This is a genomic window from Archaeoglobus fulgidus DSM 4304, assembly GCF_000008665.1.
In the GTDB taxonomy this organism is placed as follows: Archaea; Halobacteriota; Archaeoglobi; order Archaeoglobales; family Archaeoglobaceae; genus Archaeoglobus; species Archaeoglobus fulgidus.
In genome coordinates, this window is record NC_000917.1 from 888189 (window position 1) to 909039 (window position 20851).

Sequence of the window (20851 nt, forward strand, 5' to 3'; positions counted from 1 at the left end):
AAAACTTTTTATTGATAAATCAATCTTCATTAATCTATGAAGAGGTTGGCGGTGGTGCTTTGCCTAATCGTGATTGGAGTTTTTTTAGCCGGCTGTGCTGCAGAGGAGAAGCCTGAGGGAGCAACAACCCCTAAGGTAGAGGTTAAGCCGTGGAGCTGGGCTACCTGTGACCCGTCCTGCTACGCTTACAGAGTAGTAACTGGAATTTTCGATGCGGTGAAGGATGACGTCCCAGGCTACGAGTTTTCTGTTAAACCCTATTCCTCAACAACTGCAGCTATTAAAGGATTCTGCAACGGTGAAGCTGAGAGTGCCTATATTGCTGACCTGGCAGCCAAGAACCTTTATGAGTCAACCGGGTCTTTTGAGGGATTCGTGTGTGAACAAAAGCCCGTTCAGACATTCTGGGCTTACACCATGGAGACTTTCCTCGTCACAACAAAGGAGAACGCTGAGAATATCAGGAGCTGGAGTGACCTTGATGGAAAGTCAGTTTACCTCACCCCTGCGGGATACATGAACCATCTGAACCTCAGAAGAGCCTTCGCCGTTCTCGGAGTGGAGCCGCAGCACACAGAGGTTGACTCAAAGTTCGTCTGCAAGGCCCTCGAAGAGGGAACGATTGTGGCAACAGGTCTTTACACCACAGCCGGAGTCTCTCTGCCCACATGGGGGCAGGAGCTGACCATAGCCTGCAAGGACAAGCTTGTTGTAATCAAAATGAGCGACGAGGAGAAGCAGAAAATCATGGCCAAGTACGGGGTCAAAGAGATTGATGTGAGCAAGTGGGGCATTGAGGGGACTGCAGATGCGGTTCCGTTCTACTTCGGATTCCACACAAGCCTGAATACACCTGAAGATGCGGTTTACAATCTGTTAAAGGCTCTGGAGAAGAATTCAGACAAACTCGCTCAGGTTGACCCAGGACTTGAACCTCTCGCCAAGAACGTTGCGGAGTTCCAGGTTGGAGGAATAAAGTCTGCTGACCCAAGCGTTATGCCCATTCATCCTGGTCTGGCGAAGTATTTGAAGGAAAAGGGGTTGTGGAACAGCGAGTGGGATCAGTACATAGCCAAGTGATCGGAGGTGGCTGAATGGTTAACTCTTCCAAATTTTTTTCCTACCTAATTTTTATCGCGTCTCTCATTTACTTTTCCTGCGCCATTTACTACTACACCACTGGCACAATGGGAACGATGTTCTGGGTTCTCGCCTTGGTGCCGGTGGCGTATATAATCTACACACTTGAAAAGCTGAAGGATGGCAGTCTTTATCCGAAGCTTGGTAAATTTCAGTATGCGGTTGGGTTTTTCTTCATAGCCATATGCGTTTTTTCGGCCGTTTACCTCCCCATGAACTATCTCGACTTGATTTACACGAGAGTTGGTTCTTTCACGCTAACCGATAAGCTTGTTGGTGTTTTCCTATTCCTGTTTGTTGTTGAATACGCGAGGAGGGAGCACAAGGTTTTATTCTTTCTGATAATATTTCTTATCATTTACTGCATGTACGGGGACTTGTTCCCCGGAATTCTGAAAACTTCGAGAATAAGCCTCGAAAGGGTAATCACTTCATCCACAATCGAAATTAAGCTCGGAATGTTCGGCACCTACGCTCAGGCCGGTGTGGGAATAATAGGTGCCTTCCTTCTTCTCATGGGAATTGCAAAGGGCTTCGAAATAGACAAAGCCCTGATCAGGACGATAATAAACGCCCTGAGCAAAAGGCCCGCGCTGATTCCTCAATCAGCCGTGATAGGTTCAATGAGCGTTGCGATGTGTACGGGATCAGGAGCGGCAGATTCAGCTCTGGTAGGGCAGTTCACAATTCCGGCAATGCGCAGGGCTGGATTTCCTGCTCTATATGCAGCAGCAACTGAGGGCGCTGCTGCTCTCGGTGGGCTTATAATGCCACCAGTTATGGCCATAGCAGCCTTTCTCATGGCTGAGTTTCTGGGTGTAAGTTACTTCGAGGTTGTAATCAGGGGATTCGTTCTGGCTTTCATTTACTACTTCTCCATAATACTCACGGTCTACCTCCTCACCATTCAGTACGTGAAGCCGGGCAGGATAAAAATTGACGACGTGCTTTCGCAGCTTGGCAGGGTTGAGATAACGGACAAGGTTTATGCCGTAATATTTTTCCTCAGCCTCATCCTTCTCATTGTTTTGATGGGAGTTTTCTGGTGGCCGGAAGTCAGGGCAGCGCTCTTCACATCGATGCTTTTCCTGATCGCAGCATCGGTGATCAGAGTTTTAACAGCGAAAGACTTAAAGAAGGGTTTGAAAGAGCTGCTTAAAGGATTAAGGGGTGCAATAGAGGGTTATCCTGCAGTAGTAGTCGATATACTGCTACTTCTGGCTGTACTCGGAATTATAATAAACCTCTTCACCGTTAGCGGGTGGTTGATTAAAATCAGCATGCTTCTTCTCGACCTCGGAGAGGAAAGTCTGATCATTCTCGTCGCCCTCAGCTTCATGCTCGCCTACTTTCTGGGATTCGGCCTTCCACCATCGGCAGTTTACATCATAGCCTCCGTGCTCGTTGTAACTCCCTTCATCTCCTTCGATGTGGACAAGTGGGTTGCGCACTTCTTCGTGTTCCTCGCTGCGGCAATATCCGAGTTCACACCCCCGGTAGCGCTGATAGCTGCTGTAACCTCAAGAATTGCCGAAACTCCCTTTGTAAAGACAGCATTCTACACCCAGAAGTGGATTCTGCCAATATACCTGCTGATATTCGCCGTTCTGACGTGGCCGGAGCTCGTTGTTCAGCCCGGATTGGAGATGCTCAAGGCCTTCGCCATTGTACTCATCGCCTGTTTAACAATAACTGTAGGAAGCTTTGGCAAAGTCAGCAGAAGAAGGGCTTTGGACTACTCAGCGAGATTTGGGATAATAGCGCTTGGATTGGTGATACTTTATGGGCCGGTTAAGGCATTGGCTCCAATGCTTGCACTGATTTCTGTTGTTGTGGTTTTCCTGGGTTTCAGACAGACCAAGAAAATATCCATGATGGAGGAATAAAAATATTTTAAATTACTTTTAAGCCCTCAAATCTGCTATTTCCTCCTCTGAAAGCCCAATAGACTTCAAAATCTCTTCAGTGTGCTCCCCAAGCTTTGGCGGCCTTCTCACCTCAACCTCAAAGCCTGAGAACTTCACAGGGTTGTTGAAGAGCTTGATTTTTCCAAGTTCAGGGTAATCCACCTCAACCACAGTTTTGCGGTGCTTTGTCTGCGGGTGCTCTATAACTTCCTGTATTGTGTTCACAGCCCCGCATGGCACTCCAGCTTTGAGCAGTATCTCTATCCAGTCGTCCCTCGGCTTCTCCCTGAACTTCTCTATGATGATTCTCTCAAGCTGCTCCCTGTGCTTCAGCCTCTGCTGGTTTGTTGCAAACCTTGGGTCGTCAAGCAGCTCCTCCAGCCCCACAGCCTTGCAGAACTCCTTCCAGTGCCACTCGGTTGCAACAACAACGTTGACCAGCTTTCCGTCTCCAGCCGGATAAGGCTCGTAGGGTGTGGCGAGGAAGTACTTTGTCCCCATTCTAAGCTCTTCATCCTTCATTCCCTCGACAATGGCCATGTTCATCAGATTGAGCATCATTGTGACGGCACAATCAAACAGGGAGATGTCAATCTCCATTCCCTCCCCCGTCTTTTCTCTTCTCAGCAGTGCTGCGAGAACAGCATAGGCACCGTACATTGAAGCCAGCAAATCAGTGATGGGAACGTTAATCTTGCACGGCGTTTCTCTTGTTCCTGTGTAGCTGATTATCCCCGCCTCGCCCTGAATGAGCTGGTCAAAGGCCGGGCGGTCTCTGTAAGGCCCGTCCTGCCCAAAGCCCGAAACGTGGCAATAGATGATGTCCGGCTTTACTTTTTTTACAGCCTCATAGTCAACACCGAGCTTCTTCACAACTCCCGGAACAAAGTTCTCGATTATGACATCAGCCTTCTCTGCAAGCCTGAAAAAAATCTCCCTGCCCTTCTCCTGTTTCAAATCGAGCGTCATTGACTTTTTGTTTCTGTTGACAACACCAAAGTAAAAGCTCAGGTCAGCCCTTATGGGGATCCAGTGCCTAGCCAGATCCCCAACTCCCGGCCTTTCAATGTGAATTACCTCAGCCCCCAGATCAGCCAGCAGAGTTCCGATGTAGGGCCCTGCTACAGCCTGCCCCAGTTCGAGAATGAGCAGGTTGTTGAAGGGCTGGAAGGCCAAAATATCACCTTAGCTCCCTTCTGAAGGCCTGATATCCTGTTATAGCCCTGCCCAAAATCAGCGTGTGGATGTCATCCGTGCCCTCGTAAGTATAGACGGACTCAATGTTGGCCATGTGCCTTATCGGCGAGTAGTCAAGGCTTATGCCATTGGCCCCAAGCAATTCTCTCGCAGTTCTTGCACAGTAGCGAGCCACTCTAACATTGTTCTTCTTGGCCATTGAAATCTGCTCGGTTGTAGCCTTCCCCTCATCCATCAGCTTTGCCAGCCTCCACGCGAGAAGCTGCCCCTTGGTTATCTCAATGAGCATGTTAACCAGCTTCTCCTGCACAAGCTGGTAAGATGCTAAAGGAGCTCCAAACTGCTTCCTCTCCTTCGTGTAGTTTAACGCAGTCTCGTAGCAGTCCATTGCTGCTCCTATCGCCCCCCATGAGATTCCAAACCTCGCCTGATTCAGGCAGCTGAGCGGTGCCCCCAGCCCTCTTGCCTCAGGCAACCTGTTCTCCTCGGGCACTCTGCAGTTGACAAGGCCAAGCTCGCCCACACTTCCAGCCCTCATCGAGGCTTTCTTTGTTATTGCCGTCTGCTGGAATCCCTTCGTGCCTCTCTCTACAATAAAGCCCTTTATCTTTCCATCTTCAACATCCCTCGCCCAGACAACAGCTATGTCAGCCACATCAGCCTCGCTGATCCAGGTCTTGGTGCCATTCAGCACCCACTCATCCCCATCTCTCCTTGCAGTTGCCTCCATGCTGCCCGGGTCGCTGCCGTGATTCGGCTCTGTAAGGCCGAAAGCCCCGATAATTTCTCCCCTTGCAAGTTTTGGCAGGTATTCCCCCTTCTGCTCCTCACTGCCGTATCTCCAGATGGGATACATTACCAAGCCAGATGTGACGGCAACAAAGCTTCTCAGAGCGCTGTCAACCCTCTCGACCTCCTGACAGACTACACCAAAAGTTGTGTAGGTCATTCCGGGGCATCCATACTCCTCTGGCAGGAAGGTGCCGAGCATTCCAAGCTCCCCAAACTTCTTCCCCAGCTCATGGAAGTTTAACGGCTTCTCCTCGTGCCAGGCATCGGCAACAAGCGGCACAACCTCCTTCTCCAGAAACTCTCTCACCGACTGCCTTACAAGCCTGTCCTCGTCGCTCAAAAGCTCGTCAACATTGTAAAAGTCCACTCCTCTGAACATGCTACCACCTTTTTTCTGTATTTAACATTCTTTTTTTGAGCGTTTAAAAAGATTTCGGAAAAAGTTTGCCAATAAAGATGTAGGATGGTTCAACTGCAACATAAAATTTACCTTAAAGGTCTTTAAAACAAAAATTGAAGTTTCTCAAAGAAGTATAAACCAAAGTAAATCCTAATAAAGCTTTAAATTTGCTTTTAAAGCCTCAAATCCGAAAGTTTCGTTATATTTTTTGAGGTTCAAGGTTTGATCGGTGATGCGAGATGTTGGGGAAGTTCGGTAGAATGTTGGGGGTGCTGGCTCTGCTGGTGCTTGTCGCACCAGCAATGGCAGCTGGAAATGGAGAAGATTTGAGAAATACAGTGAAAGTGTTTGAGAAGGTGAGGGACTGGCAGAGGTTTGGAATTGTATTAAACAACGACACACTGGATGAGGCAAGGAACCTCGGCGTTGCGATGGTGGACTTTGGAGTTGCCTCCTTGGAGAGCATAAAGAACAGGCTTGAGGAGAGCAACCTCAGCATGAAGGATGAAATAATTGCTGAGATAAACGAGCACATCACCGACCTAATCAACGCAAAGGAGGAGATTGAGGCCGCTGAGACAGTTGAAGAGCTGAAGGAAGCTATGAAGAATGCAAGGGAAGTTTGGAGGGATGCAAAGGTCTCACTGCAGAAGAGTATAATCATTGGAGTCCTCGACAGGCTTGAGACCTTCGTCGAGAAGGGGGAGAACCTCGAGAACTTCGTGGAGGGGAAGATTGCAGAGTTTGAAGAGGAAGGCAAGGACACAACGCTCCTTGAGAACTGGCTTGACAGCTACAGAGAGCACAGGGAGATGGCCCTTGAAAAGATAGGCGAGGCAAAGGAGAAGGTACTTGAAATTGAAACACCTCAGCAGGGATTTGAGGCAATGAAGGAAGTTAGAGAGGCTGTTAAGACTGCAGTGCAGCACACCAAGGAGTGCGTTAAGGACCTGAGGGAGATAATTCAGCTAATCAACCAGTACGGCGATGCAGAGGACAGCGAAGAGCTGATGCAGGTCGTGGAGGAGGTTGTTGAGGAGTAAAAAATTATTTATTTTTTCCTTTTCTTTTTGTCTTTCTCTTCAGCATCCTCTATTCCTCTCTCAGTCACCCTGAAAATCGCCTCCCCTTCAGGCAAATGTGGAGAGTCGATCAGCCTGGCAATTCTAAGGTCATCCTTGCCCTTCTTGAGGTAAATTCTGAAAGTTGCCGTGTGGGCTACGATGTGTCCCCCCACAGGCTTCGTCGGGTCGCCGAAAAGCACGTCAGGCCTCGCCATAACCTGATTCGTCACAACAATTGCAGCGTTGTATAGCTCACCGAATTTCATCAGGTCGTGGAGGTGTCTGTTGAGCTTCTGCTGTCTGTCTGCCAGCGTTCCCCTGCCGACATACTCCGCCCTGAAGTGTGACATGAGAGAATCGACGATTATTAGCCTTACTGGCCTCCCCTCCTTTTTCAGTTTCTCAGCCAGCTCCTTCGCGTTATCAACAAGAAGCATCTGGTGGTTGGAGTTGTAAGCCTGAGCAACGTAGATGTTCTTCAGAACCTCATTGCCATCAAGCCCCTTCGCCTCAGCCATCTGGATTATCCTCTCAGGCCTGAATGTGTTCTCTGTGTCGATGATAATCACCGAGCCTTCAAGCCCTCCCTCATCCTCAGGAAGCTGAACGTTTACAGCGAGCTGATGGCAGATTTGAGTCTTACCACTACCAAACTCTCCAAAAAACTCGGTTATGGCTTGGGTCTCAACTCCACCACCAAGCAACTCGTCGAGGTCTTTGCTCCCAGTAGTTATTTTCTTAACAGACCTTCTTCTCTCCAAAACCTTATCTCCGCTCTCAAAACCACCTATGTTGGCCAATTTCCTCGCCGCCTGAATTATCTTTACCGCGTTACCTTCAGTGATTCCACCCACATTGGCGAGTTCTGAGGGTGATGCTACGGCAACAGCCTCAATTGTTGAATATCCAGCCTCTCTAAGCTTTCTTGCCGTCTCAGGACCGACTCCGGGAATATCCTCAAGCTCAATAATCTTCGTCTCTTCGTTGCTCTCTTCACTCATTACCCTACCTCATACACAATCCATTAAATTTTTTTGGTCTCGGCAGACGTAAAGGGTGTCATCGCACGATGAGGGACACGTGGAGAGGGTTATCAAGCTGGCCCGTTACATAGCGGAAAGGGAAGGAGCGAGACTTGACGTTGTTTTAAAGGCAGCAGAGCTGCACGACATTGCCAGAGGCTATCCCAACCACGCCAGAAAGTCCGCAGAAATCGCAAGAGAGCTTCTCAAAGACCATGACGCGGAATTTGTTGAGGCTGTCTGCCACGCCATCGAGGCCCACTCCTTCTCAGGAAAGATGAAACCGAAAACGCTGGAAGCAAAAATTCTCAGTGATGCCGACAAGCTGGATGCAATTGGTGCTATAGGTGTGGCGAGAGCCTTCCTCTACAGCGGCGAAAAGGGAAGGAGCATTGAGGAAACCTTGAAGCACTTTGAGGAGAAGCTTCTGAAGCTGAGGGACTTGCTTTACACTGAAACTGCAAGAAAAATCGCAGAAGAAAGGCACAGGTTTCTCGAAATCTTCTACCGGCAAATAAAAAAGGAGTTAGATGAGTTTGAAGCCGAACAGGACGCTGAAGACTATGTAGGCAATGGTCAGCATTATAAGTGAGTGCTTCGCTCCTGCGCTCAGACTGCCTTCTCCCATCACTCCGGCAACCATTCCTGCGAAGATTCCCTGAAACACGGCAGCATGCATGAATACGTTTCTGTAGAGTGTGACGTCAACACTCTGGAGCATCTGGAAGTTCTGTCCGGTAGCCTGAACCTTTGCAGCGCTCTCAGCGAGGGTCGAGAGGAAGGTTGATGAGATGATGTAAACTATTCCAATGAAGACGAAGAAGGCTATGTAAACGATAATCACGTACATGAACATGTTCGTCATCCTCTCCCTTCTGAGCAACTCCGCACTCGTCGCATCCTTGGCGGAAATCATCAGAACCTCTGTGACATTTCCCGTGGACTTCAGCGCCTCGTTGAGCAGCGTCATCGTCCTCGAAATCTCAAAAATCTTCAGCCTGTTTGCAAACCTCACGAGCGCGTCGGAGAGGCTTATTCCCCAGTCGAGGTCCGCCTTTATCTTCGCGATTTCCTTTCTGAGGGGGCTTGTGTCGGTTTTGGCAATCATCGTAATTGCGCGGTAGATCGGCATGCCGCTTTCGTTAGCCGAGGCAAGCTTGCTGAGGAATATCGGCGTTAGACGCATGTAGGTCTTAACACCTCTTCTGCCAAGCTCGTAAAACAGAGCAAACGGGCCAAGAACGACCATCAGAGATATGAAAATGTAGTCGTCGTAGGAGAAGAACCAGTTCTTCAGGTCCATGCCCGGAATGTAGGGGTTTACCACCAGCCCATAGATCAGAATTACAAGGGCCGCGGGGATTGAGAACGCGAAGGTGTAGAGGGGGTTCTCCACAATAAGCCTGAAAGGATTCTTCAGCTTTTTCATCAGCTTATATCTGCTAACCTTCTTCTCCAACTTTTTTTTCTCCTCGGAGTCGAGCTCCGAAGAGCGCCTGACGTAAATATACCTTTCCCTCAGCCTTGGAGCGCTGCCCTCCTCTCCGGGAGTTAGGAGCTTGATGAGCATCGCGAACATGAAGGAGCCGATGGGGATGACGAAGTAAATGATTGAGAACATCGCCACTTCGTTGGTCTGCCCCATAACCGACATGACTGTCTGGATGATTATGAGGAAGAGCGGGCCTGCAACGAATGCCGTAATGTAGGTCTCCGCCATGAGCCCGAGGAATTCGAGAAAGCTTTTCTGGTCCTGCCTCGCCCTCTCAAAGTAGAACTCAGCTCTCTCCTCAAAGTACCTCGTGATGTCACCACCGCTGTCGATTATTGTTATTAGGCCGTGCAGAAACTCCTTGAAGTTGTCCGAGGGTGTGGTGTCAACAGCCTCAGCCAGCGCCGTTCTCAAATCCTTGCCCAGCCCCTCTACCTCCCAGAGAATTCTCGAAGCCTCCTTTGAAACCTCTCCATAAACCTCGTGGTTGTCTGCAAGGGCTTTGAGAATCTGAACCAGGCTCATCCCACCCTTGCTGAGGGAGTACATGAAGATAATCGCATGCGGGAGAATCCTGTTTATTTTGCTCTTTCTGTCGCTGATGACGGTTGAGGGGTAAATGGCGAAGATCAAGTTTCCGAGGTAATAGAGGGCCAGCGTTATGCCGATGGCCAGAATACCTGCGTAAACAAAGGGTCTGTAGAACAGCCAGTAGGTCGCGATAGGTTCTGGGAGACGGATGTTGAAGAATGGTGGCACACCAACGTACTTAACGAGTATGAAGGCCGCAATCAATCCGATAACAGCTCCAATTATTCCAAAAAGGAGAGAGAACATTCTTGCCGTTGCGATGTACATTTCAGGCGGCATAGAAATCATGGCCTTTTTCAAGGACCTCTCAAGCTCGAAGTACTTCGATTCTTTCTTCATGATATCTTCAGCAAAAAGCCTGTATCCTATGTAAGTAAGCCTGTTCGCCTCCTTAAACATATTACCCCTCCTTTGAAATGGCTTCCATAATTTTATCCGGCTTGGTCTGGTAGGTGTGAATTATGTTGCTCACCCTCTTGAAATCCCTTACGTTGTGCTCGAGCATAAACTCCAGCACTCTCCTCCTCCTCTCAAGCTCCTCGTTCAGCTCCCTCACACTCCACCCTCTCTGCCTCCTTATCTCCTCCAGAGCTTTGGAAGTTCCAACCATCGCGTGCTCGTCCTTAACGCTGTCCCACTGGAATACGGTTGAGGTTCTCAGCATCTTTGTGTGCGCATCCAAACCGACAATCTCCGCAATCTCCATGTTCCTCCTAACTCTCCTGTCCCCAACGTAAGTTTGGGCCTGGATGCTTATAATGTCAAGAGCCTCGAGCATCGGCCTCGGCACTCCTATTGGCGGGTTTTCAAGCCTGTGTATCGCACCGCTTATGCTGTCAGCGTGCAGTGTTGAGTAGGTTGTGTGGCCTGTAGCCATCGCCTGGAAGAGCGTTAAAGCCTCCCTCCCTCTAACCTCACCGACTATTATGTATTCAGGCCTCTGCCTCAAAGCCGCTCTCAGCAAATCGTACATGTCAACTGCTCCCTTCTCCCCGTGGAAGGCATCCCTTGTTACAGCAGGAATCCAGTTCTCGTGGGGGAGCATAAGCTCTCTTGTGTCTTCAATTGTCACTATCTTGGAGCGGCGGGGGATGAAGAGCGAGATGGCGTTCATCGAAGTGGTTTTACCGCTCGCAGTGCCGCCGGCAAAGATAAGGGACTTCTTGTTCTCGATGCAGAGCCATAGATATGCCATCTGCTCGCTGCTGAAGGTTTTCCATGCTATTAGGTCGATGGGAGTGACGGGCTCTTCGCGGAACTTTCTTATGGTGAAGGTCGAGCCGTGGTCGGTCACCTCCCTCCCCAAAGTCATCTGGATTCTGCTGCCGTCGGGCATTGTCGCGTCAACCATTGGCTCTGCGATGCTGATGTGCTTTCCGCACTTCTGGGCGAGGTTGACAACGAAGCTGTCAAGCTCATCCGGATCGTCGAAGATGACGTTGGTGCGGAGGTTTGTGTAGTTTCTGTGGAAGACATACATGTACTTCCGAACACCATTGCATGAGATGTCCTCAAGCATCTTGTCCAGCATTAGCGGAGTTATCTTGTCGTAGTAAAGAAAATCTCTCATGATGTAGTACCATATTTTGTAATAGGAGCGGTCTTCCAAATCGAACCCCACTTCGCTGATCAAATCGTCAAAGGTTTCCTTGAGAACGACTTCCTTGGCAACCTTCCCATCCTCAAAGAAATTTTCCTCAAGCTTATCTTTGAGCAGGACAGAGAGGTGACCGTAAACCTCCGTTTCGTATGGGTCTAATCTCGGTTCGACGACCTGATACCTGTACTCCTGCTCCTCCTCGTTGTAAATAATAAAAGCCTTGCAGTACGGCTCAAGCAGCCAGTACTCCTCGACGATGCTCCACCCAACTGGCGGAGAGTACTCCACAAGCTCCCCATGCTCTTCAACACTGTACTCCTTCCTTTTTGGCAATCCGATGATCTTCTTCTTTTCACGCTTAACTTTGAGGATTTCCTCCTTTTGCTTTACCTCCTCTATCGCCTCCAGAGCTTCTTTTTCGTAGTCGGCAAGCTGCTCAGCCTCTTCTTCCTCCGACTCCTCCTGCTCTTTTCCCCTGAATTTCAGTTGCCTGAAATTGATTTTTGGCATTGTTATGATGTTAACATAAGAAATAATTAAAATTTTCTCCTATTTTTGCAAGCATTCTGGCTAACCACCTACCAGCTCGAGTGCCGTTTCCTCAGCCTTTTCGATTACTTTTTCCTCCTCAACGTTCACAAGAATGCCGTCCTCCATGACGAGAACACCATCAACAACAGCATGAAGCGCCTGATTTTCGACGTAAAGCATCGCTGCTGGATCGTGCATCGGAGCGTTCCTGCACGTTTTGCTGAAAACAACAATGTCGGCAAGGTATCCCTCCTCGATTCTCCCTCCCTTAAGGTTGTAGGCCCTGTATCCGCCTTCGGTGGCCATCTCAAGCCAGTGCCCAGGTTTCAGAGTCCTGCCTCTCAGGTTCTGAAGCAAAGCACCCACTCTCGCGTCTGAAAGCACACTGAGCATGTTGTTGCTCGCAGCGCCATCCGTGCCTATGCCCACGTTTACACCCATCTCAAGAAGCTCAGAAACTTTTGCTATGCCTGACGAGAGCTTCAGGTTGCTTGTGGGACAGTGTGCGACGCTAACGCCCCTCTCTGCAAGAATTTTCATCTCAGCTTCAGACAGCCAAACCGCGTGAGCCAGAACGGTGCTGGAGTCGAGAAAGCCTATTGAGTCCAGGAACTCAACGGGCCTTTTTCCGTACCTCTCCCTAACCTCCTTTACCTCCCACAGAGTTTCAGAGACGTGTATGTGCTTCAAAAATCCCTTATCCTTCGAAGCGTCGCTGACCACTTTCAAAAACTCCGGGGAGCATGTGTAGGGGGCGTGAGGAGCCAGCATGGTGGTAACTCTTCCCTCAAAGCCGCCGTTCCACTTCTCCGCAAATTCAAGTCCGATTTCAAGCTCCTTCCTTGCTCTCTCCTCATCACCTCTGTCAGCCATGCCGTAGCCGAGAACTGCCCTCATTCCCGACTCGCCCACAGCCTCAGCGACTGCATCCATGTGTATGTACATGTCCGCAAATGCGGTTACTCCCGATTTCAGCATTTCAACGCACGCGAGCATGGTTCCCCAGTAAACCGCATCCTCATCCAGCCTTGCCTCAACCTCCCAGACCTTCTCAAGCCACTCCCTGAGCGGCAAGCCCTCGGCATAACCCCTCAGCAAGGTCATGGCAGCATGAGTGTGAGCGTTGAAGCAGCCGGGCATGACGAGGCAGCCAGCAGCGTCAATCTCTATTTCTCCCCTCTCAACCTCCTTGGCTACATGGGTGATTCTGTTGCCGTCCACACCAACGCTGCACTCGACAAACTCCCCGTTAATGAAACAAAGGCCGTTTCTGATGACAAGATCGTGCATGTAAGGTCCTCAATCTTTAAGATTAATACCTTTCGCGGTAAAGCTTAAAATGCTGAAAATAAACATATTTTATGAATGTTCTCCTCAGCAGAAAGGACACCATCAGATTCCTCATTCTGTCGGAGCTCATGGTGAATCCCGAATGCAACCAAAGAGATATAGCGAAAAAGCTTGGATTGACCCCTCAGGCGATTTCGGAGCATTTCAAGGAGATGGTTTCAGAGGGGTTCATCAACGTCGTTCACAAAGGCTACTACGAGGTCACGAGGAAGGGAGAGGAGTGGATGTCCAGAAACCTCATCGACCTCCACCTTTTTAGCGAGGAGCTGCTCAAAAAAATTTACTCGAAAACAGTTGTTGCAATCGCCAAGGGAAGAATAGCGGAAAACGATTCGGTGAGATACTGGTTTGGAGACGGGTACATTTTCGCAGAGAGGAGCGCCAAGGGAAACGGCGTGGCCCTGACTTCTGCTGAAGACGGAGAAGACGTCCTGATTAAGCCCACCGGCAGCTTCGAACCACCTGAAAAGGGAGAGATAATCATAGTTAAGGTTCCGGGAGTTGCGGAGGGTGGAAGCAGAAAAGTTGACCTCGATTCGTTCAGGGAGCTTGTGAAGTCGAGGCCCACGAGCATAGTCGTTGCCATCGGAATAGAGGCGCTCGTTACGTGCAGGAAGATCAGAGTTGAACCAATCTTCTTTGGAGCGAAGGAAGTCTGCATCGAAGCCGCCCATCACGGGAGTGGAGTTATTGTTGCGTGCACCGAGAGCATGCTGAACGACCTGCTGAGAAGTTTGATAGACGAGGGGCTTGAGTTTGAAATTAAGGAGTTTGTGAAGGCTACTTGAGGAAGATTATGTTTCCTCTCCCCTTCTTTACCTTTTCCACAATGCCACGGCGCTCAAGGTCTGCGATGATTAAGCTCATCTTCGCCTCGCTGTAACCGAGCTTTTTCCTCAGCTCCTTTTGCGTTATCCTTCCTCCTTCTCTTTTAATCAGCTCAACAACCTCTGCAAGGTCTTCGGGAAGGTCGTATTCCTCTGGTGTAACTTCCTGCTCCAGAAGCTCAGGTTGTTTTTCTGAGCGTATCTTTACGATGAAGAGGGCAGCCAGGACAAAACCGGAAACGAGGATGGCTACGATGTAGTAAGGAAACTCCTCCTGTTGGTCAACAACCGGAAAATCGGGAATCTCCTCAACCTCCTCAAGCGACGGGAACAGAATGAGGTCGAAACGCATGTCGCTTGAAACGGTAACATTTTCGATCGCGTAATATTCCCCTGATCGTGCGATGATTGTGTAGTTTCCGGGAGTGACGTTGAAGCTGTACTCACCGTTTTCAGCAACCATCCTCTGAACACTGCCATCCCTTACTTCAACAACAGCACCGCTCAAAACGTCAAGCGTGTCCCACCTGTAAACCTTCCCGTAAATTTCTACAGCGGAGGTCGTTGAAATCGTGAGTATCAGAAGAACTAAAAGCAAAGCTCCTTTCATAGCAAATCTCTCACCCTTGCTACGGGAGGCATCTCCCTCTTGTGCCTCGACCTCTCAACCATCTGCACAACTCTCCTGAACTTCTCATCGTCTCTCCTCTCCCCCTTCTCGATCAGCTTTAAGATTTCGTCAAGCTCGGCGTAGCTTATTCCCATCTCCTCCTCATCGGTCTGGCCAGGCCACAGCCTTGCAGAAGGCTTCTTCTCGATTATTCTCCTTGGAACTCCGAGATAGGCGGCAAGCTGAAATACCTCGGTCTTGTAGAGATCTCCTATTGGCAGGAAATCCACTCCGCCATCCCCGTATTTGGTAAAGTACCCCACCATTAGCTCGCTTTTGTTTCCGGTCCCCGCAACAAGCCTGTTCATGCTGTTGGCATGATAGTAGTTGAGCACCATTCTTATCCTCGGCTTTAAATTCGCCTCCGCGATCTTGCTTCCCTCTCCGGCCTTTTCTTTGAAAACTCTAACGATGTCATTGATTTCAATCAGCTTGTATTCCATTCCGAGGCTCTCCGCGACATTTATCGCATCCTCAACATCCTGCTCAGGAGTCACTCCAGTCTCAGGCATGATGAGCGCAAAAACTCTCTCGCTCCCAAGAGCCCTCACGCAGAGATAAGCAACGGTTGCGCTGTCGACACCACCACTCAATCCCAGAACAACTCCCGTTGAACCTGATGATGAAACAACACCCCTTATGAAATCACAAATTCTCTCAACGACCTTCTCAAAGTTCATGGAAAGCTGTAGGGGAGTGGGGATTAAAATCTTTTTACCAGTTAAAAAATAAAGGGGTTAGCTTCCGTAGGAGAACTGGCAAACCTTCCCATCCGGCTGGAATAGCGAGGGGTTGTAATCAACAGTTTCAACCTCATACTCCCAGACGTTTCCCTGTGAGGCGAAGGTAGATTTGAAGGCATCTTCAACTGGCTCATCTCCTATGTTGCTTTCAGACTGGGAGATCGTAGAGGTTTGAGTAATAACAATCCAGTCACATCCCTGAGCTTCCATTTTCTCACTTTTCATGTACATTGTTTGAGTAAGCGTGGTACCGGAATACTTATTCTTGATTATCGCCGTCATTTTTCCCATTCCTCCCTGCTCTCCCTCATACCTTAGCAAGGTTTCCTTATTTGGCATATCGAAGTAGTACCAGAATTCGACCGTTGTCGTCTCTCCCTGTAAAGTAACCTTCGCAGTCCCGTGCACCATTTTTTTGCTGTTGTAAAGGTCAGACAGGGTCTCAATCCCCTTTGATTCTGCCACCGTAGTTGTGGTCTTTTGCTCCGAGGGTTTTTGTTCCTGCTCACCCTGACCCCCGCAACCTGCTAGCAATGCTGCGAGGGCAACTATAACGAAGAACGCCACAAACTTCCTCATAATTTTTGTTGATAAAGATGTATATAAAGCTTTGTAAAAAATTTTTCAACTAAGCCAAATTGCCAGAAATCAAACCACAATCTCGGGTCTGACAGCCCACAGCAACCTCCACTTCCTTTCCTCCCTCTCAAGACATACCACACCGCCGAAAGTGAAGGCGACGGCATCCAAATCGGGATTTCCGGAAAGTAGGTAGTTGGCAAGCCTGGACAGGTGGGGAAGGTGGCCCACGAGCATTACGTCTTCATCAAGCTTCTCAAGTCTTTCAGCCCATATGCCGATGTCCGCAAGGGGATCGAGGCCTTCGGCCATCTTCGCCTCCACACCCAAATGCTTTGCCACAATTTCAGCCGTCTGCTCCGCTCTTCTCTTCCCGCTGTGGTATATCCTCTCAACCCTTATTCCCGCCTTCTCGAGAAACGCCGCAACTCTTTCAACCTCCTTAACACCCTCCTCGGAAAGATTTCTCTCCGGATCCACCTCCTTCGGCTTAGCCTTTCCGTGCTGCATGAGGTAAAGTCTCATATTTAATACTCAGCATTTTTCCTAATAAGCATTCCCCAACGCAAAGAAGATAAGAAGGTACCGCAATTGACATTCATGGACTTGCTGAGAACAGAGTTTGACATACAGCACCACCTCGTGCTGTCGAGGAAGGATACACTGCACCACGCACTGATAAGGATGATAGTCTCAACCCTCTCAACGCCGGAGGAGCTAACCAACCTGAGAAAGAAGGACTTCAGGTTCAATAAGGGCAAGAACTTGGACTACTACACCGTAAAGCTAAGTGAAGGAGGTAGAAGCAGGATATCCCCCGTCGACAAAAGGACTTTCGAGATAATTCAGACGATGCCTTCCCAGCCATTCAGGATGAGTGAGGAGGAAATGAACGAGATTGTGAGAAGTTACAGCCCTCCGGGGAGAATTTACACCTGCAAAAAGCTCAGAGAAGCTGTAGAATCGATTCTTTCCGACTCTGATTTGTTTGGAGTAAAGCTGAGGAATGACGAAGAGAGGTATGCGTTCATGCTGGATTTCAACCCGCTTTACAGCGGTCTCTGGGACCTTGAGGATGAGGAGGGTGTTGAGGACTTCATCCTGAGCTACTCCGAGGTAACAGGGTCAAGGGACTGGAGAAAAATTTCCGATGAAACAGGGATAGAGGCCGAGATTGTGAAAAAGGTGATTGAAAGCGGGAAAAAAAGCATTTTAAGGTTTAGGGCAGATTTTTGATTCATCGTTTAATTTTTAGCCTCAATACTGCGAGCGCTATTACCGCGATGGCCGCTATCAATGGCACCAAATATCTCTCATACCACGCCCTCTCCGTAACCACTACGTAGCCGTAAGCAACGCCCGAAACTTCCCTTCCAGCCCCGTTCTCTGCCTTCCATGAGAGACTGAGCCTGTATTCGTTTCCCGCAATAACATCCTCATCAACGTCAACGCTGAAGCTTATGTTGAAAGCTTTCCCCGCTTCAACAACCTCAGCAAAGGCTTCGGGCATCTTAACCCTTATTCCGGGGCTTGGAATTAGCTTGAAGTGCACGTCTTCAGCTTTTCCACCAGCGTTCAGCAGCTGGAAGGTCACAACGTTTTCGCCGTGGTAAACCACCGGCTTTGAAATTACCACGAAGTAGGGGTCGTTTTCGAGGTAAAGCTGAATCTTTCTGCTCTCCTCGACTCTTTCAACCCTCTCAGCCTGCAGTTGGTAGCTCACCTTAACATCCCACTCCTTCTCTCCAGCTTTTGCGTCGTCATCGAGAGAGTAGGGGACGGAGAACTTCACGATACCCCCAGCGGAAAGAGTTCCAATGGCAATCTCGCTCCTTTTAATCTCAAACTCCTCTGGAGCCTCAAAAGAGAGCCTCAGGTTGGTGATTGGGCTTAGATGGGCGTTCATCACGGAGAACTCCACCACACCTTCTCCTCTGCTCAGCCTCGGATTCTCGGTAATTACAAAAACATCGGCTTCGAGCTTCTTAACCTGAACTTCGAACTGAAAGCTCTCCTCAGCCTCGATTAGCTTCCCCGCATCGATGTAGCTGTACTCAGCCTTAATCGAAAACGATCCGTTCCCACCTTTAACGCTGAACGAAATCTGCTGAGACTGGGATGGCTGGAGGGCTGGGATGTAGTGCTGTGCCGGAACAGCATCTTCAAAGCCCTCAGCCTTCAGAACCACGCTTCTAACCTCACTCAGCCCCGTGTTTGCTACGATGAAAGAAAGCCTGCTGAACTCCCCGGCGTAAACCTCAGGAGTTAGCAGAAAAACCCGCAGCTCAGGCTTTGCCTCCTCAAGAACCTCGACTTTAATCTCTATGGTCTCGCTTTCCTCTGCGTAGTCGTATTTTGCCGTGTAATTGTTTCCATCCCACTCCACATCAACGCTCTCAACTCTCTCGTAGTTCACCTTCAGCTTAACCAGCCCCTCCCCTCTGTAATCTGCAGGAACAGAAACCAGAAAGCTGAGCTTTACGCTTGCAGATGGCGGCAGCGACTGAAGATACACTTTGTCGCTTTTCACGTCAAAAACGTCGCTCTCCAGCCATATTTCGAGGTCGTAAGCCGTAAGCGTCGCGTTCTGTATCAGCTGCCTCTCCAGATCCCCGCCGTAAACGTTCTCCGGCTTGGCTGTGTTGACAACCACAACCTGCAGCTCGTTAACCTGCCCGGCTTTCGGTATGGTGTTCAGCGGATAGGCGGTTAATTCCGGCTCATCCTTTGCCTCGACAGCCTGCGCAGCCTGAACTGTCAGCAGGAGCAGAAAAAGCACAAAAAGCTTTCTAAGCATGCGAACCACCTCCCATAACCTTTCTCAAAACCGTAATGGCTGCTAAAACACTAATGAGCGTGTAAAGGCAGAGAACGGCAATCTGCGGGTAAACCACCTCTATTCCATTCCCCTTTACCATAATCTCCCTGAAGGCTATGTTTGCGTAGGTCAGGGGAATGAAGTAGGAGACGAGCCTCGCACCCTCGGGCATGCTTTCGAGGGGGTAGAAGAAGCCCGAAAGGAATATGCTCACGAGAGCGAAGAGCATTGAGCCCTGAATGCCCTGAAGCTGCGTCTGAGAGACAGCTGAGATCGTCAGACCAACGCCAATGGTTCCGGTCAGAAAGAGGAGCATTGTTGAGATTAGCAGCAGCATGCTTCCCCTGACCTCAACATCGAAGGCGTAGTGGGCTATGGCTATGACTATGAAGACGTCAGCGGTGATGAGTGCAGTAATCGCCAGAAACTTGCCCATTATCATGTCGAAGCTCGTCATCGGAGTGGAGAAAACGAGCTCAAGTGTCCCCTCCTCCTTCTCCCTCGCTATGGAGCTCGATGAAAGGATTATGGCCAGCATCTGGGTTACCACACCTATTATTGCAGGTGCAACAAAATCAATCAGCCTCGACTTTGTCGTGAAAACGAACCTCTGCTCCACCGCGATACCACCTCGATGCTCCATTGAAAGCAGCGATGCAATTTTTTCGATGCCGTTCAGCACCGCAGCGACCACGTTGTAGTTCGATTCGTCTGCATAAACCTCAACACTCGCCTTTCCCGCTGCGAAATCACTCTGAAAGCCTTCGGGGATGTAAACGCCCGCGTGAACTCTGCCGAGCCTGATGAGCTCGATTAGCTCACTCCTTGTCGAGACGAAATAAGCGAGATCGAATGTATCACCGCCCTGCATCGCCGAAATCAGCGAGGAGGACAGCTCGCTGGAATCATCATCAACCACCGCAATCCTGACGTTCTTCACCTCCCCGCTGAAGGCGTAGCCAAAAAGGGAGACGAGGATTATGGGCTGGAGGATGAGGATGGCAAGCAGCCTTCTCTCCCTGAAAACGACCTTAAGCTCCTTCAGAAAGACCGCGTAAACCTTTTCAAGCATGCTCCATCAACCTCATAAAAGCCTCTTCGAGGGTGCACCGCCTTATTTCTACCCTGAAAACCTTAACTCCAGCCCTGCTAAGCATCTCGATGATTTTCGGAGCCTCTGAAGCCGCATCATCCACCTCAACAACAACCTTCCCGTTTATCCACGAACGGTAATCTGACAGTATTCTGGATGCGGCAAGGGCATCGTCAACCTCAAGAAGCAGCCTGTCACCACAAGCTCTCCTCTTTATCTCCTCAGGCGTCCCTTCGGCAATTTTCGAGCCGTTTCTTATCAGAACCAGCCTCTCGCACCTCTCAGCCTCGTCCATGTAGTGCGTTGTTACGAGGATCGTCTTTCCCTCCTCCCTGAGCTTCTCAAACTGCTCCCAGAAGCTTACCCTCAATGGTGGGTCAACTCCCGCAGTTGGCTCGTCGAGAACGAGCAGCTCGGGGTCGTGGAGCATAGCGCATGCAAGCATGGCTCGCTGCCTCATCCCGCCGCTCAGGTTCTTGACAAGCCTTTTGCGATACCTCTCAAGCTGAACGAGCTTCAGCATCTCCTCTACTCTCCTCTCGTCCTCAATTCCGTAAAGGGATGCGAAGAACCTGAGGTTCTCCTCAACCGAGAGATTGAGGTAGAGGGGAGAGTTCTGGGGCATCCAGCCTACTGAGGTGGCGTAATTCCTTATTTCGCCTTCGTAGGGCACCATCCCGAAAATCGCCCTGATGGTGGTTGTTTTACCGCTCCCATTTGGTCCCAGCAGTCCCAGAATCTCGCCCCTTCTGACGTTGAGAGTCAATCCCTTGACGGCGTAAAAGTCCCCGAACCTGACGCTGAGGTTTGAGATTTCGAGGATGTTCATATTGATTTAATGGAAAATTTAATTTAATAAATTGTTGTCACTGGGGTCGGTTAATTGATTGGATTTGGTAATTTATTTTGAGAGTTAGAAGGAACCTTGCCAACTCGGTCTGGTGATAAGTAGCCTTTTCCATGTTCTGTAAGAATATTTTGTGAGTTTTAGTTTTTCACTGACTATTACACTACATCTCATGCAGCGTAAGCTTT

Annotated in this window: 19 protein-coding genes; 6 read left to right on the forward strand and 13 right to left on the reverse strand. The window is 49.5% G+C overall.

The window, feature by feature from the left end:
* The first annotated feature begins 36 nt into the window (after window positions 1-36).
* Together AF_RS05005 and AF_RS05010 are read left to right on the forward strand one after the other, a co-directional pair.
* Window positions 37-1080, forward strand: coding sequence for a TAXI family TRAP transporter solute-binding subunit (locus AF_RS05005; protein ID WP_010878488.1), 1044 nt, complete (start codon window positions 37-39; stop codon window positions 1078-1080).
* Between the two features lie 14 nt (window positions 1081-1094).
* On the forward strand, window positions 1095-3026 hold the full coding sequence (locus AF_RS05010; protein WP_010878489.1) for a TRAP transporter permease: 1932 nt from the start codon (window positions 1095-1097) through the stop codon (window positions 3024-3026).
* A gap of 18 nt (window positions 3027-3044) precedes the next feature.
* Here AF_RS05010 and AF_RS05015 read toward each other — a convergent pair whose 3' ends face one another.
* Together AF_RS05015 and AF_RS05020 are read right to left on the reverse strand one after the other, a co-directional pair.
* The gene (locus AF_RS05015) at window positions 3045-4223 is read right to left on the reverse strand and encodes a CaiB/BaiF CoA transferase family protein (protein ID WP_048064314.1); all 1179 of its coding nucleotides are present in this window, start codon (window positions 4221-4223) and stop codon (window positions 3045-3047) included.
* Between the two features lie 4 nt (window positions 4224-4227).
* Window positions 4228-5415 (reverse strand): acyl-CoA dehydrogenase, encoded by a 1188-nt coding sequence (locus AF_RS05020; protein ID WP_010878491.1) that lies wholly within the window; start codon window positions 5413-5415, stop codon window positions 4228-4230.
* A 281-nt stretch (window positions 5416-5696) separates the two neighbouring features.
* Here AF_RS05020 and AF_RS05025 point away from each other — a divergent pair, with 281 nt between their 5' ends.
* Entirely contained in the window at window positions 5697-6479 is a 783-nt protein-coding gene (locus AF_RS05025; RefSeq protein ID WP_048064315.1) for a hypothetical protein, read from the forward strand.
* Window positions 6480-6487: 8 nt separating this feature from the next.
* Here the strand turns inward: AF_RS05025 and radA are convergent, their stop codons facing one another.
* Window positions 6488-7501, reverse strand: a complete 1014-nt coding sequence (gene radA / locus AF_RS05030; RefSeq protein WP_010878493.1) for a DNA repair and recombination protein RadA — start codon at window positions 7499-7501, stop codon at window positions 6488-6490.
* 55 nt (window positions 7502-7556) lie between these two features.
* Between radA and AF_RS05035 the strand changes: the two genes are divergently transcribed.
* Window positions 7557-8114 carry an HD domain-containing protein gene (locus tag AF_RS05035; protein WP_010878494.1) on the forward strand — a complete coding sequence of 186 codons (558 nt, stop codon included), beginning with the start codon at window positions 7557-7559 and terminating at the stop codon, window positions 8112-8114.
* Here the strand turns inward: AF_RS05035 and AF_RS05040 are convergent.
* Genes AF_RS05040 through AF_RS05050 form a run of 3 tightly spaced genes read right to left on the reverse strand, consistent with a single transcriptional unit; the run spans window position 8049 to window position 13026 of the window.
* The gene (locus AF_RS05040; protein ID WP_010878495.1) at window positions 8049-10004 is read right to left on the reverse strand and encodes a type II secretion system F family protein; all 1956 of its coding nucleotides are present in this window, start codon (window positions 10002-10004) and stop codon (window positions 8049-8051) included. The two genes, AF_RS05035 and AF_RS05040, sit on opposite strands and share 66 nt — an antisense overlap.
* Before the next feature lies 1 nt (window position 10005).
* Window positions 10006-11715, reverse strand: coding sequence for a type II/IV secretion system ATPase subunit (locus AF_RS05045; protein ID WP_010878496.1), 1710 nt, complete (start codon window positions 11713-11715; stop codon window positions 10006-10008).
* A gap of 60 nt (window positions 11716-11775) precedes the next feature.
* On the reverse strand, window positions 11776-13026 hold the full coding sequence (locus AF_RS05050; RefSeq protein ID WP_010878497.1) for an amidohydrolase: 1251 nt from the start codon (window positions 13024-13026) through the stop codon (window positions 11776-11778).
* Window positions 13027-13097: 71 nt separating this feature from the next.
* Here AF_RS05050 and AF_RS05055 point away from each other — a divergent pair, with 71 nt between their 5' ends.
* Window positions 13098-13874 carry a winged helix-turn-helix transcriptional regulator gene (locus AF_RS05055; RefSeq protein ID WP_010878498.1) on the forward strand — a complete coding sequence of 259 codons (777 nt, stop codon included), beginning with the start codon at window positions 13098-13100 and terminating at the stop codon, window positions 13872-13874.
* On the opposite strand, the gene AF_RS05060 is transcribed toward AF_RS05055, so the two are convergent.
* The 4 genes from AF_RS05060 to sixA form a co-directional block, all read right to left on the reverse strand.
* Entirely contained in the window at window positions 13867-14523 is a 657-nt protein-coding gene (locus AF_RS05060; RefSeq protein ID WP_010878499.1) for a DUF7343 domain-containing protein, read from the reverse strand. The genes AF_RS05055 and AF_RS05060 overlap by 8 nt on opposite strands.
* Window positions 14520-15263: an NAD(+) synthase gene (nadE, locus tag AF_RS05065; RefSeq protein WP_010878500.1), complete on the reverse strand. Its 744-nt coding sequence runs from the start codon at window positions 15261-15263 to the stop codon at window positions 14520-14522. The genes AF_RS05060 and nadE overlap by 4 nt, the downstream gene beginning before the upstream one ends.
* Before the next feature lie 57 nt (window positions 15264-15320).
* Window positions 15321-15905: a hypothetical protein gene (locus tag AF_RS05070; RefSeq protein WP_010878501.1), complete on the reverse strand. Its 585-nt coding sequence runs from the start codon at window positions 15903-15905 to the stop codon at window positions 15321-15323.
* Window positions 15906-15974: 69 nt separating this feature from the next.
* Window positions 15975-16430, reverse strand: coding sequence for a phosphohistidine phosphatase SixA (gene sixA / locus AF_RS05075; RefSeq protein ID WP_010878502.1), 456 nt, complete (start codon window positions 16428-16430; stop codon window positions 15975-15977).
* Window positions 16431-16505: 75 nt separating this feature from the next.
* Here sixA and AF_RS05080 point away from each other — a divergent pair, with 75 nt between their 5' ends.
* The gene (locus AF_RS05080; RefSeq protein ID WP_010878503.1) at window positions 16506-17141 is read left to right on the forward strand and encodes a hypothetical protein; all 636 of its coding nucleotides are present in this window, start codon (window positions 16506-16508) and stop codon (window positions 17139-17141) included.
* Between the two features lies 1 nt (window position 17142).
* Here the strand turns inward: AF_RS05080 and AF_RS05085 are convergent, their stop codons facing one another.
* From AF_RS05085 to AF_RS05095, 3 genes are read right to left on the reverse strand one after another with little or no spacing between them, the layout of a single operon-like run.
* Window positions 17143-18702 carry a COG1361 S-layer family protein gene (locus AF_RS05085; protein WP_048064316.1) on the reverse strand — a complete coding sequence of 520 codons (1560 nt, stop codon included), beginning with the start codon at window positions 18700-18702 and terminating at the stop codon, window positions 17143-17145.
* Window positions 18695-19795 (reverse strand): ABC transporter permease, encoded by a 1101-nt coding sequence (locus AF_RS05090; RefSeq protein ID WP_010878505.1) that lies wholly within the window; start codon window positions 19793-19795, stop codon window positions 18695-18697. Before AF_RS05090 ends, AF_RS05085 begins: the two co-directional genes overlap by 8 nt.
* Window positions 19788-20645, reverse strand: coding sequence for an ABC transporter ATP-binding protein (locus AF_RS05095; protein ID WP_010878506.1), 858 nt, complete (start codon window positions 20643-20645; stop codon window positions 19788-19790). The genes AF_RS05090 and AF_RS05095 overlap by 8 nt, the downstream gene beginning before the upstream one ends.
* Window positions 20646-20851: the final 206 nt, after the last annotated feature.

Excerpts from the sequence above, each read along its gene's own strand:
- AF_RS05005 (WP_010878488.1), top strand. The coding sequence starts at position 37 with ATGAAGAGGTTGGCGGTGGTGCTTTGCCTAATCGTGATTGGAGTTTTT.
- AF_RS05010 (WP_010878489.1), top strand. The coding sequence starts at position 1,095 with ATGGTTAACTCTTCCAAATTTTTTTCCTACCTAATTTTTATCGCGTCT.
- AF_RS05020 (WP_010878491.1), bottom strand. The coding sequence starts at position 5,415 with ATGTTCAGAGGAGTGGACTTTTACAATGTTGACGAGCTTTTGAGCGAC.
- AF_RS05025 (WP_048064315.1), top strand. The coding sequence starts at position 5,697 with ATGTTGGGGGTGCTGGCTCTGCTGGTGCTTGTCGCACCAGCAATGGCA.
- radA (WP_010878493.1), bottom strand. The coding sequence starts at position 7,501 with ATGAGTGAAGAGAGCAACGAAGAGACGAAGATTATTGAGCTTGAGGAT.
- AF_RS05040 (WP_010878495.1), bottom strand. The coding sequence starts at position 10,004 with ATGTTTAAGGAGGCGAACAGGCTTACTTACATAGGATACAGGCTTTTT.
- AF_RS05045 (WP_010878496.1), bottom strand. The coding sequence starts at position 11,715 with ATGCCAAAAATCAATTTCAGGCAACTGAAATTCAGGGGAAAAGAGCAG.
- AF_RS05050 (WP_010878497.1), bottom strand. The coding sequence starts at position 13,026 with ATGCACGATCTTGTCATCAGAAACGGCCTTTGTTTCATTAACGGGGAG.
- AF_RS05055 (WP_010878498.1), top strand. The coding sequence starts at position 13,098 with ATGAATGTTCTCCTCAGCAGAAAGGACACCATCAGATTCCTCATTCTG.
- AF_RS05060 (WP_010878499.1), bottom strand. The coding sequence starts at position 14,523 with ATGAAAGGAGCTTTGCTTTTAGTTCTTCTGATACTCACGATTTCAACG.
- nadE (WP_010878500.1), bottom strand. The coding sequence starts at position 15,263 with ATGAACTTTGAGAAGGTCGTTGAGAGAATTTGTGATTTCATAAGGGGT.
- AF_RS05070 (WP_010878501.1), bottom strand. The coding sequence starts at position 15,905 with ATGAGGAAGTTTGTGGCGTTCTTCGTTATAGTTGCCCTCGCAGCATTG.
- sixA (WP_010878502.1), bottom strand. The coding sequence starts at position 16,430 with ATGAGACTTTACCTCATGCAGCACGGAAAGGCTAAGCCGAAGGAGGTG.
- AF_RS05080 (WP_010878503.1), top strand. The coding sequence starts at position 16,506 with ATGGACTTGCTGAGAACAGAGTTTGACATACAGCACCACCTCGTGCTG.
- AF_RS05085 (WP_048064316.1), bottom strand. The coding sequence starts at position 18,702 with ATGCTTAGAAAGCTTTTTGTGCTTTTTCTGCTCCTGCTGACAGTTCAG.
- AF_RS05090 (WP_010878505.1), bottom strand. The coding sequence starts at position 19,795 with ATGCTTGAAAAGGTTTACGCGGTCTTTCTGAAGGAGCTTAAGGTCGTT.
- AF_RS05095 (WP_010878506.1), bottom strand. The coding sequence starts at position 20,645 with ATGAACATCCTCGAAATCTCAAACCTCAGCGTCAGGTTCGGGGACTTT.